Consider the following 12,010-nt stretch of genomic DNA (forward strand, 5'->3'; position numbering starts at 1 on the left):
GCTTGACGTTGGCGGTGACCTGATCGACCAGGATGGCGGCGGCCTGCTGGGCGGCGGTGCCCTCGGGGGCCTTCTCCAGCTTTAGGGTCCTATCGAATTCCAGTTGCTATTTCTTGACGTCCACGTGTGCCACCCACTCGTAGACGGGCAGACTCCCCTCCGGAGTGTCCTGCCAGCGTGACGTCACTTTGTAGCGCTCGTACCCGTCCCCGAACGCCACCCGCAGCTCGACGCCCGGTGGCGTGATCGGGACGATCCGCGTTTCGAGGCCATCCGGCCCGCCTTCGAGTAGCGCCAAAGGTGAGGTACTCATAGCTGAAGGCTCTCACATCTGTAGGGGTCACCCGATAGATTCAGCGCAATCGGCGAGCCGCCTGAACAAGCCGCCCGTGAGCGGGGCGAAGCCGGTTTCGGACGGAGCGAATCGGTGTCAGGCGAGGCCGAACTGGCTCAGCAGGCTGCTCAGCAGGCCGCCGATGATCGGAATCTTCGAGGCGCTGCCGGTGCCCATGCCGCCCACCGGAACCGCGGTGACGCTGATCCCCATGGTCTGGGCGTTGCTGCTGGTGCTGCTGCCGTCGTCACTCGCGATGAGCGTGTACGAACCCACCGTGGTCGGGGTCCACTGGTAAGTCGCGTGCCCGGTGGAATCCACCGGAGAGGCGCCCATGTACACGGCTGCGCCGCCGGACGGGTTTGTGATCCAGAAGCCCACCTGGGTGCCCGCGTTCGAGCCGCCGACGGAGGCGGTGAGGGTGTAGGTCGTATTGATGTGCGCCAGCCCGGTCCCGGCCCACAGCCCGGTGACCTGAGCGGAGGCGGCCGGTGCGGCGGAGAGGACCGCCAGGGCGGTCGCGGCGGTGGCCGCGCCGCCGATGATCGTGTGCCGAATTCGAAGGGTAGCCATTTCTGCTTCGCTCCCAAGCTCTCATTTTAGAAATTGAAATGAGATGTTTTCACACGCGAGGTCACGTCGCAATGGCCGGCGCCGAATCCCGCAATGGCGCGCGCCGGACCCGCCGGAACAGGCGCGGCTACAACGGCAGCAGATGGTGTTTACGGGGATTGCCCGGAGTCTTCTTGTCGCGCAACAGGTGCAGGGCGCGCCGAATTTCCAGGCGGGTGGTGGCGGGCTCGATGACCGCGTCGATATAGCCGCGTTCGGCCGCCACCCACGGCGTCGCGACGGTGGCGTTGTAGAACTCGATCATCTGCTTGCGCATGGCCGCGCGCTCCGGCTCCGGGGCCGCCGCCAGGGTCTTGGCGCCGATGAGCGACACCGCGCTCTCCGCGCCCATGACCGCGATCCGGGCGGTGGGCCAGGCCAGATTCACGTCCGCGCCCAGCTGTTTGGACCCCATGACGGCATAACCGCCGCCGTAGGACTTGCGGATGACCACGGTGACCTTCGGGACGGTGGCCTCCACGAAGGAGAAGATGAACCGGCCGCCGCGCTTGATGACGCCGATCTTCTCCTGCTCCACCCCGGGCAGGAAGCCCGGGGTGTCGACGACGAAGACCAGCGGGATTTCGAAGGCGTCGCAGAGCCGCACGAAATGGGCGGCCTTGTCCGAGGCGCGGGCATCGAGCGCACCGGCGGAGACCAGGGGCTGATTGGCCACGACGCCGACCGTGCGGCCGTCCACGCGACTGAAGCCGCAGATGACGTTCTTGCCCGCCGCCTCACCGAATTCGTGGAACCCGCCGTCGTCGAAGATCCGGAGCAGGATCTCGTGCATGTCGTAGCCGGCATTGTCGGCATCGGGCACGATGCCGTTGAGTTCCAGATCGGTGTCGGTGATCTCCGGCTCCAGCCCGGGATTCACCACCGGCGGCAGCTCCGTGCAGCTCGACGGCAGATAGCCGAGGTACTCGCGCACCCACTCGAAGGCGGCGGCCTCGTCCGGGGCCACGTGGTGGATATTGCCGTACTGGGCTTGGGATTTCGCGCCGCCGAGCTCCTCGAGGCTGACGTCCTCACCGGTGACCTCGCGAATCACCTTGGGCCCGGTGACGAACATGTAGGCCGCTTCGGTGGCCACCACCACGTCGGTATTGATGGGCGCGTAGACCGCGCCGCCCGCGCAGCTGCCCAGGATCATGGAGATCTGAGGCACCAAGCCGGACAACGGTTCCTGACGCCGGCCCAGCTCGGCGTACCAGGCCAGGGAGGTCACCGCCTCCTGCACGCGGGCGCCGCCGGAGTCGTTGATGCCGACCACCGGGCAGCCCATCTTGGCCGCGAATTCCAGGATGCCCGCGACCTTGCGGCCGAACATCTCGCCGACCGAACCGCCGTAGACGGTCTGGTCGTGCGAGAAGACGGCCACCGGGCGACCCTCCACCAGGCCGTGGCCGGTGACCACGCCATCCCCGAAGAGAGCGGCCTCGTCGCCCGGATTGCGCACCAGCGCACCGACTTCCACGAAAGTGCCGGGATCCAGCAGCATCTCGATGCGGTCGCGGGCCGAGGGAATTCCCTTCCTGGCCCGCTTGGCGATTCCCGCATCTCCCGCCGGTTCCCTCGCGATGTCGAGCTTGTGTCGAAGGTCGGCGAGTTTGTCGGCGGTGGTGCTCACTGGACACTCCTCTCAGCAAAAACCTACTTTCGCAGAATTCGTGTCGCCGTGGTGCTATTTCGTTGTGGAGTCGATCTCCGACAATCTCTTGGTGAGATCGGCGCCGATGGTGGCGATCCGCGGCTCGTCGATGATCTGGATGTGATCACCCGGAATGTGGATGATCTCCAGATTCGGAATGTGTTCCTGCCAGCCGCCGTTCGGCCGCCGGTCGGCGAAACGCGGTTCCAGCTCGATCATTCCGTCGTGGTAGCGATCGGCGAGGTAGAGAGCGACAGCGCCGTCGTACTTCGACGGCTCGATCTTCTGCAGCTCCTTGCTGTCGATCCACGAGGTGCGCTGATGCTCGATCACGCCGCCCGGGATGTCGACCCCGGCGAACTTCAGCAGCTCCATGATGATGTCGATCTGCTCCGCGTCGGACGCCGCGGCCAGTTCCTCGAGCTGCTCCTGATCGAGTTCGCCATTGAAGCCGTAGGTCTTCTGCGCGAACGCCTGGTAGCGCCGGATCCGCTCCACCCGCTCCTCGGGAGCGTCGCTGAACGGCTCGACGGGCAGCGCCAGGTCGATCAGGCCGACCTGCCGGACATCGGCGCCCTCGGCACGCATGATCTCGGCGACCTTGAGCGCGAACACCGCGCCCAGCGACCAGCCGTAGAACACGTACGGGCCCTCCGGCTGCCGCTTGCGGATCTCCGAAATGTACTGGTGCGCACGCTCTTCGATGGTGCCCTCGACCCGCTCCAGGCCGTACATCGGAGTCCCGGCCGGGAGCCGGTTCAGCAGCGGCTCGTACACCAGGGTGTTGCCGCCCGAAGCGTGGAACACGAAGACCGGCACCGCATTCGAACCGGCCTCCTTCGCGCGCAGCGTGCGCACGAAGCCCTCCAGATCGGAGCTCTTGCCCTGATAGCGGACAACGACCTCGGACAGCTGCTCGATGGTCTTGCAGGCCCGCACGTCGGCCGGATCGACCTCGGCCTTGACCCGCTCCGACAGCCGGGCCACCAGCTTCTCCAGCGTGGTGTCGTCGATCTCGGGCAGCGGGTTGAAGATGCCGCCCGCCGTCTTGCCGGTCACCAGCGCCCAGGTGGCGAAGGCGAGTCGCTCCTCGCCGTTGCGCGGGGGCACATTGTCGGCGTCGGTCTCGGCGATCGGCGCGGCGGACTCGTGCTTCGCGACGATCTCCTCGGCCTCGGCCACCACATCGGTGGTCTCGGCCTGGGGCAGCAGCGCGGCCGGATCCTCGCCGGCGGCCATGGCGGCCCGCGCGGCGGAGATGAAGTCGGCGTCGACGGCGATGTCCTCACCGGCGGCCTGCCGCGCGGCGATGTCGTCGAGCTGATCGCGGTGCTCGATGGCGTAGCGCAGCACCTTGCCGACTTCGAGCAGGCTGGCATCGCGCACGGCCTGGATCTGCAGCTGCGGAATGTCGAACTCGTATTCCACGCGGTTCTTGATGCGCATGGCCATCAGCGAGTCCAGACCCAGCTCCATCAGCGGAATCTCCATCGGGAGATCCTCGACCGCGTAGCCCATGGACTCGGCCACGATGATGGCCAGGCGCTGCTCGATGGTCTGCGTGCCCTTGGGATCCCAGCGCTCGCCGGGGGCCGCCTCGACCACCTCGACAGCGGGAGCCGCCTGGACGGCCGCGACCGGCTGCGCCACAGCCGATTCCGGCAGCGGTGCGGCCAGGAGTCCGTGGGTGGGGAGAGACGCAGTGACGACGGCGTCGAAGAGCGGGCGGAAGGCATTGCCCTCCTTGGCGTGCACCGACACCGACGCGCCGCCCGGGTGGGGGGTGAGCGTGGTGGTCAGCGTGCCCGTGGCAGGGACCGCGCCGTGCGCGATGGAGGCGCCGACGGTGACATCCGAGAGCACCTGCGCGGCAGCGGCATTAACCAGTGCGGCTAGGTCGGTGACGGCCGGGGCCTGCACCTCCCAGACGTGGCGGCCGTCCGGCAGCGCGACGTGCGCGCCCGGGACACGAGCATTGCCCGCGCCGCCGCCGAAACCGCCGGTCACCTTGGGCCAGTGCTGCTTGCGCAGGAACGCGGTGCGCGGCGCGGTGGCGTAGTCACCGGCGGGCAGCAGTGAGGGCAGGTCCACCTTGTGGCCGTGCACGTACAGCTGCGCCAGCGCGGAGATGACGCCCGCGGCCTCGTCCTCCTTGCGCTTGAGGGTCGGGATGAGTGCCGCATTGTGCACGCCCGCCGCGAAGGTGGTGCCCAGGACCTGCATGAGCGCAACGGAATTCGGCGCGAGTTCCAGGAAGGTGGTGATACCGGTGTCGACGGCCTGCCGGATGGCGTTGGTGAAGTACACCGAGCCGCGCATGTTCATGACCCAGTAGTCCACGTCCTGCACGGGCGCGTGCCCGGCGCGGTAGACGGTGTCCTTGTGGACGGTCGAGTAGAGGTCGCGCTTGAGCTTGGTGGGCTCGATGCCGGCCAGCTCGGCGGCGAGTTCGCCCAGCAGCATGTCCATCTGCGAGGTGTGGCCCGCGCCGCGGGTCTGCAGCACGCGGGCGAACTTGCCCTCGGCCTCGGCGCGCGCCACGATCGCGTGCACCTGGTCCGGCATGCCGCCGATCACCGTGTTGTTGGGCGCGGCGTACACCGCGACCTCGATCTCGGGGAACTCGGTCTCGACGAGCTTGGCGATCTCCTCGGCGGAGTACTCCAGCAGCGCCATATTGCGGACCTGGTCGTCGGTGAGCATGGCCTCGCCCTCGGCCATCAGCCGCGAGCGCGCGCAGATCACCCGGACCGCGTCCTCGAGCGGCAGACCGCCCGAAATGTACGCTCCCGCAACCTCACCCTGGGAGTGGCCGACCACGCCCTCGGGCTCGGCGCCGTGCGCGCGCAGGATCGAGGCCAGACCCACCTGGATGGTGAAGGTACCGACCTGGCCCGTGCCGATGTCCCAGTCCATGGAGTCGTCGAGGATCATCTCCTTGACCGAGTACCCGGCCTCGTCCATGACCAGCTCGTCGACCTGATCGACGGCCTTACGGAAGATCGAGTTCTCGGTGTAGAGCTGCTTGCCCATCTTGCGGTGCTGCGCACCGAAACCGGCCATCACCCACAGCGCGCCCTTGGCGGCGGGGGAATCGGCGGTCCAGACGCCATTGCCCGGCTTGCCCTCGGCGATGGCCCGCAGGCCCGCGATGGCCTCGTCATGGGTCTTGGCCACCACCACGCCGCGCGAGCGGCCGTGGTTGCGCTTCGCCAGCGTCCGGGCCACATCCGCCAGCGGAGTCGCCTGTCCCGCTTCGGATTCCAGCCAGTCGGCCAGATCCTTGGCGGCGCGCTTGCGCCGCGACGGCAGGTAACCCGACACCGGGAGGATCAGCGGCATCGGCTCTTCGCGATTGCCCCACTCCGGTTCCGGCACAACGGTTTCGGTGATGGCCTCGGCCTCGGCGACCACGTCGGTGGTCTCGTTGTCGAGGCCGGTGGTCTCGGAAACCTCCGCTGCGGCGAGGGCCGGCACGTACTCCTGGATGACCACGTGCGCATTGGTGCCGCCGAAGCCGAAGCCGGAGACGCCGATGGTGGCCTTGCCGCTGTAGCGCGGGAATTCGGTGGGCTGGTCGGTGACCTTCAGGTGCGCCTGGTCGAACGGGATGAAGGGGCTGGGACCCGCGTAGTTGAGGTGCGGCGGAATGACGTTGTGCTGCAACGCCATGATGACCTTCGCGAGAGCCGCGGCGCCGGCCGCGGCCTCCAGGTGACCGAAATTGGTCTTGGCCGAACCCAGCAGGGCGGGCTTGTCGGCCTCACGGCCCCGGCCGATGACGCGGCCGAGCGCATCCGCCTCGATCGGGTCGCCGATGGGGGTGCCGGTGCCGTGTGCCTCGATGTAGTCGACCTGGGACGGCGGGATTCCGGCGTCCCGGTAGGCGCTGCGCAGCACATCGGCCTGCGCGTCCGGGTTCGGGGCCAGCAGGCCGTTGGACCGGCCGTCGCTGTTGACCGCGGAGCCCTTGACGACCGCGTAGATGGTGTCGCCGTCGCGCTCGGCGTCGGCCAGCCGCTTGAGCACGACCAGACCGCCGCCCTCGGAGCGGACCATGCCGTCGGCGTCCGACGAGAACGCCTTGATGTGACCGTCCTTCGACACACCGCCATTGGCGTCGAAGGCCAGCGTCGCGGCCGGGGACAGCAGCACGTTCGTGCCACCGGCCAGCGCCAGATCGGCTTCGCCGTTGCGCAGCGCCCGAACGGCCTGGTGCACCGCGACCAGCGAGGACGAGCACGCGGTGTCGACGGCCACCGATGGGCCGCGGAAGTCGTAGAAGTACGAGACCCGGTTGGGGATGATGGCCGAAACGCTGCCCATGATGCCGTAGCCCTCGGCCGAGAGCGGCGTGCCCGGATCGGTGTTCCCGACCGCCATGCCCGCGATGATCATGAACTCGGTGCTGGTCGAACCGATGAAGACGCCGACCTGCTCACCCTTGAGGGTGTTGGCGGGAATCCTGGCGTGCTCCAAGGCCTCCCAGGTCAACTCCAGCGCCCACCGCTGCTGCGGGTCCATGCGCTCCACCTCGACCGGCGAGTGGGCGAAGAACTCGGCATCGAAGCTCTTGAGGACGTCCTGGTCGAGGTAGCCGCCCTTGGTGTTGGACTTGGCGATCTGCTCTACCAAGCGCGGATCGTCGAGGAACTCCGACCAGCGGCCCTCGGGTAGGTCGCGGATCGCGTCACCGCGGTTGATCAGGAAGTCCCAGGTGGATTCGGGCGTATCGCCCGCACCCGGCAGCCGGGTGGACAGACCGACGATGGCGACATCGTGCGCCTCGCCCGGCTGGAAGCCCCGGGTGTAGAACGAGTCGTCGGCCACGTCGGCCGGAAGGTCGGGCTCCCCATTGATGATTCGCTCGGCCAGCGAGGCGATGGTCGGGTGCTGGTAGACGATGGTCGCGTTCAGCAGGACCCCCGTCAGCTCCTCGATATCGCCACCGAGTGCGAGGGCATCGCGCGAGGCCAGGCCGAACTCCTCCATCGGCCGGTCCACGGTGATGTTCTCGATCGGCTGCCCGGTCGCGTCGGCGACCCAGCGGCGCAGCCATTCCCGCAGGTCGGCCACCGACATGTCGGCCGCGGCAGGTTTCTGCGTGGCCGCACCTTCGGCCGCCGGTGCGTTCTCGGTCGTCTGGGTGGGGTCCGTGCCCTCGTTCTCAGCCATCAGTTCCTCAAGCTACCTGTCTGCTCACGGTGCGCGGCGTTGTTATCGAGACTCTCGCCGTTCCCTGCCCGAACGGCTCTGTCTTCGCGTGCCGGAACGGCACTGCCTTTCATGCATGAATGGCGCGAACCGAACGGGCTCGCGCCATCCAACTTCGAGACGGTCGTCTCACTCCTCGTCTGGTGCATCGGGGAAGGCCTGCTGCGTGTAACCACCACGCAGCGTGCCGCCGATGTACTCCGCCTTGCAGGCACGACGAGCGATCTTGCCGCTGGAGGTACGCGGGATCGAACCGGCCGGAACGAGGAGGATGTCACGCGCGGTGACACCGTGCCGGGACGAGATGGCCGCGCGGACCGCATCCGCGATGGGCCCCGGGTCGGCCTTGCCCGCGCCCGGGCCGCGCTCGGCCACGATGACCAGCTGCTCGCTGGCATCGTCGGCGTCGTACTTCAGGCCGGAATGGCTGTCCTGCGCAAAGACTTCGGCGGGCAGCTGGTTGGCGGGCACCGCGAAGGCGGCGATGAAACCGGGACGCAGCATGGTCGAGGCCTCCTGGGCGGAGTACTCGAGATCCTGCGGGTAGTGGTTGCGGCCGTCCACGATGACCAGGTCCTTGACGCGGCCGGTGATGTAGAGCTCGCCGTCCACGTAGACGCCGTAGTCACCGGTGCGCAGCCAGATGCCGTCGGCCGGCACGCCCTCCGCGTGGCTGTGCTCGGGCAGTCGATGCGCGAGCTGGTTACGGAAGGTCTTCTGGGTCTCCTCGGCGCGGCCCCAGTAGCCGATGCCGATGTTGTTGCCGTGCAGCCAGATCTCGCCGACCTGCCCGTCGGGCAGCTCACGCGCGCCCTCGGGCGAGTCGATGGAGTCGCCGTCCACGATGGTCGCCCACTGCGACAGCGCGATGTAACCGCAGGACACCTGGGCGATGGAGTTCTCCGCGCCCTGCTCGACCTTCTTCACCCGACCGGCATTGAGCTCCACCCGGTCCACGTAGATGACCTTGGCCTCGTCCTCGTGCCGGGTGGCCGACACGAACAGGGTGGCCTCGGCCATGCCGTAGCACGGCTTGATGGCGGTCTTGGGCAGGCCGTACGGGGCGAACGCCTCGTTGAACTTCTTCATCGAGGTGGTGGTCACCGGCTCGGAGCCGTTGATCAGGCCGAGCACGTTCGACAGGTCCAGCGACTCGCCCGGCTTGGGCAGGCCGCGCACGGCGGCGTGCTCGAAGGCGAAGTTCGGTGCGGCGGCGAAGGTTCCGGCGCCGTCGGACACCGCGGCCAGTTCGTTGATCCAGCGCGAGGGCCGGCGCACGAACGAGGCCGGGGACATGATGGTGATGTACTTGCCGCCCACGGCGGGCAGGATCACCGTCAGCAGACCCATGTCGTGGTACAGCGGCAGCCAGGTCACGCCGCGCGAATTCTCGTTCAGATCAAGCGCGTTCACCATCTGCAGCACATTGGTGCCGACACCGCGGTGGGTGATCTCGACACCGGCGGGCACCCGGGTGGAGCCGGAGGTGTACTGCAGGTAGGCGATGTCGTCGACCACGATGTCGGGGCGGATCCAGGACTCCCCGACGCTGTCGGGAATCGCGTCGACGGCGATGATGCGCGGGCGCTGGGCCGCGGGCAGCGACCGGAAGAACTGGCGGACACCGGCGGCGGAGGAGCTCGCCGTCAGGATCGCGGCGGGCGTGCAGTCACCGAGGACCGCGTGCAGGCGATCGGTGTGGCCCGGCTCGTCCGGATCGAACAGCGGCACGGAGATGGTGCCCGCGTAGATGGCGGCGAAGAAGGAGATGACGTAATCCAGGCCCTGCGGAGCCAGGATCGCGACCCGATCGCCCCGCTTGGTCACCTGCTGCAGTCGGGCGGCCACCGCGCGCAGCCGCGTACCGAACTGACTCCAAGTGAGGTCCTGGTACTCACCGTCGCGCTCGCGTGAGTAATCGATGTAGCGGTAGGCCAAGTCATTGGCGTCGTTACCGTGAGTGTGCTTCTCGACGTAGTCGACGAGGGTGCGTCCCTCGGGAATCGTGATGTTCCCCGTTTCGTCGAGGTAATCGTCGAAAGTCTCGTCCATTCCTTCTTCTCCTCCGAGGCACACGCGGCATGAGACGGCATGCATTGCCGCTGTTACCTGTGAGGCCCCGACTCTCTTCGCCCGCGGGAGCTCCATGCGAGAGCCAACCTGCAGAATTGTGTTGCGGTCTGCGCGGTGACCGTCTAATGGCTAGATGTTCTCAAACCAGGGACATGTTACAGAGGAGCCGCCCGGCCATGCTTCGGAGCGGCCGAACCTCCCCCAGCTCACACCTCTGGACTAGTGCTTCACCGGCGCGAATGCCTCCAAATGGGTGGGGAGCGCCCCACATAGGACACAACTAGGACTGGATGTGAGTTGCCGCACGCACCGGGTCTCGGCAGTGTCGCAACCCGGAGCACTTTACCGGGTGACCCCGAAACTGGGGGGTCGGTCGGTGGGGGTCACACCGCCGGTGAAGTACCCATCGACCAGGGTGCGCCCGAACGCATAAGGTTCGCTGCGCAACGGCTTACATATGTGCAGGGTGCGGAGCGTTTTCGATGAGACCCGACGCCCAGTTCACCGTCCACTCGGTGGCGGTGGTGCCGTTGTCGTCCACCTGGTATCCGTTGTAGAGGCTGTGGACCGGATTGCCCGCGGCGCGGACCAGGATGTTCAGGCTGCCGAGGATATTGTTCGGGCTCAGCGCCTGCCGAGGGGAATCACAGATCAAATCGCCTGCGGCACAGATGGTGAAGGTGCGGCCGGTGAGCTTGCCGTAGCCGCCGCGCGGTCCGGTCATGGTGATACCGGGGACGTTCAGGCCCTTGAGCGCCACCTCCGCGCCCACGCCGGGCGGGGTCGGGCCGATCTCGATGGCCTCGCCCGGATCGCCGACATCGCGGCGGCCGTCGGCGATGGTCGTCACGCCCAGCACCAGATCCTCGGCCACCGGGCCCTTGCCCGCGCCGATCTGCGTGGCGATGTCACCGACGATCACCGCGCCCTGCGAGAAACCCGCCAGAACGTAAGTGGTGAGCGGGCATTGGGCGGCGGTCTGCGCAAGCTTGTCGGTGGCCCGCTTGGCGCCCTCGGAACGACTGTTGTTGTAGGAGGACTGCCCGTCCGGCGGAATGGCGACCGGATTGGAGAACTGCGCCACGTACGGGACGGTGTAGACCTCGACCCGCTCATCGGGGAACTTGGCCCGAATCGGGTTGGAGATGTTCAACATCAGCGACGCCGGGTTCGCGGCCGGGCTGTAGGGGTCGTCGTGGCTGTTCGACTCCCAGGTGCCCGGTACGGACAGCATGAGCACGTCCGGGCAGGTGGCCGGCTGCGAACTCGGACGGGGCGGGGCCGGCGGCTTGGGGCCGGGCAGCCGCAACCGCCCGGCCAGCAGGTACCACAGCAGCAGCGCCACCACGACCACGATCACGATCGCGGCGATGGCGAGCAGCAGGCAACCCACTGGTCGCGACCGGGTTTGTCCGATTCGGCGTCGCGTCGTCACTTGTTGCAGTAGCTCTTCGAGGCGACGTCGTAGTAGATCTTGCCGGCCTGCTCGACCGTCATCTTGGACGGATCGAAGGACGGATCGGAACCGGCGATCGCGGTCACGTAGGTGATGATCTGATCCTGCGGGGCGTTCTCCGACTTACCCTGGCACACCAGATTGGCCGCGGTGACGGCGATGTCCGGGGAACCCGGGGTGATACCGGCCTTCTTCAGGTCGTCGAGGAAGCTCTTCTCCTTGTCCGACAGCGCCGGGGAGCCGTTCGGGGTGGTGATGAACTGGCTCGGCACCGGCGCCGGGCGCTCGGCCGTGGAGCTGGGAGTCCCGGCATCCGGCGCGGCCTGCGGAGCCTGCTGGTCCGTGGACGGCGCGGCGTCGCCCGGGGTGGCGGGCGCGGCGGCCGTGGTCTTGGTCGTGGTGAGCGTGGGCGTGCTCTTGGCGGTCGAGTCGTTGCTACCACAGGCGGCGAGCAGTCCAGCGGCGGCGAGGGCGGCCACCACGCCGAATACCTTTCCACGGGTACCGTGCATCAATTTGCTTCCTATATCTGTCCAGGGGCAAGAGGTCGTCCCCAGGCTAGCCGCAACCCGGGACGGAGTCCCGGGCCACAACGGAACCACATCCACTTCTTAGGGCCGATCAGGGCGGTTCGGCCGGAAAGTCTCAGTTGGGACGGACCTCCGGA

At 67.7% G+C, this 12,010-nt stretch carries 7 protein-coding genes; all 7 read right to left on the reverse strand.

Features of this window, described 5'->3' with window-relative positions:
* Positions 1–106: 106 nt before the first annotated feature.
* Complete coding sequence (locus ACWEKS_RS07100; protein ID WP_354851037.1) at positions 107–313, reverse strand: DUF5988 family protein; 207 nt, start codon at positions 311–313, stop codon at positions 107–109.
* A gap of 117 nt (positions 314–430) precedes the next feature.
* Positions 431–907 (reverse strand): hypothetical protein, encoded by a 477-nt coding sequence (locus tag ACWEKS_RS07105; RefSeq protein WP_452339250.1) that lies wholly within the window; start codon positions 905–907, stop codon positions 431–433.
* Positions 908–1,034: 127 nt separating this feature from the next.
* Positions 1,035–2,579, reverse strand: coding sequence for an acyl-CoA carboxylase subunit beta (locus tag ACWEKS_RS07110; RefSeq protein ID WP_452339251.1), 1,545 nt, complete (start codon positions 2,577–2,579; stop codon positions 1,035–1,037).
* Positions 2,580–2,633: 54 nt separating this feature from the next.
* A complete protein-coding gene (gene pks13, locus ACWEKS_RS07115) occupies positions 2,634–7,775 on the reverse strand; it encodes a polyketide synthase Pks13 (protein WP_452339252.1) in 5,142 nt (1,713 codons plus the stop codon).
* 168 nt (positions 7,776–7,943) lie between these two features.
* Entirely contained in the window at positions 7,944–9,866 is a 1,923-nt protein-coding gene (fadD32, locus tag ACWEKS_RS07120; RefSeq protein ID WP_452339253.1) for a long-chain-fatty-acid--AMP ligase FadD32, read from the reverse strand.
* Positions 9,867–10,338: 472 nt separating this feature from the next.
* Entirely contained in the window at positions 10,339–11,280 is a 942-nt protein-coding gene (locus tag ACWEKS_RS07125; RefSeq protein ID WP_452339254.1) for a cutinase family protein, read from the reverse strand.
* 38 nt (positions 11,281–11,318) lie between these two features.
* Positions 11,319–11,855 carry a DUF732 domain-containing protein gene (locus ACWEKS_RS07130; protein ID WP_452339255.1) on the reverse strand — a complete coding sequence of 179 codons (537 nt, stop codon included), beginning with the start codon at positions 11,853–11,855 and terminating at the stop codon, positions 11,319–11,321.
* Positions 11,856–12,010: the final 155 nt, after the last annotated feature.

It is taken from the genome of Nocardia sp. NPDC004711 (genome assembly GCF_053601595.1).

Coding starts and splice junctions, on each gene's coding strand:
- fadD32 (WP_452339253.1), bottom strand. CDS start 9,866: ATGGACGAGACTTTCGACGATTACCTCGACGAAACGGGGAACATCACG.
- ACWEKS_RS07105 (WP_452339250.1), bottom strand. CDS start 907: ATGGCTACCCTTCGAATTCGGCACACGATCATCGGCGGCGCGGCCACC.
- ACWEKS_RS07100 (WP_354851037.1), bottom strand. CDS start 313: ATGAGTACCTCACCTTTGGCGCTACTCGAAGGCGGGCCGGATGGCCTC.
- pks13 (WP_452339252.1), bottom strand. CDS start 7,775: ATGGCTGAGAACGAGGGCACGGACCCCACCCAGACGACCGAGAACGCA.
- ACWEKS_RS07130 (WP_452339255.1), bottom strand. CDS start 11,855: ATGCACGGTACCCGTGGAAAGGTATTCGGCGTGGTGGCCGCCCTCGCC.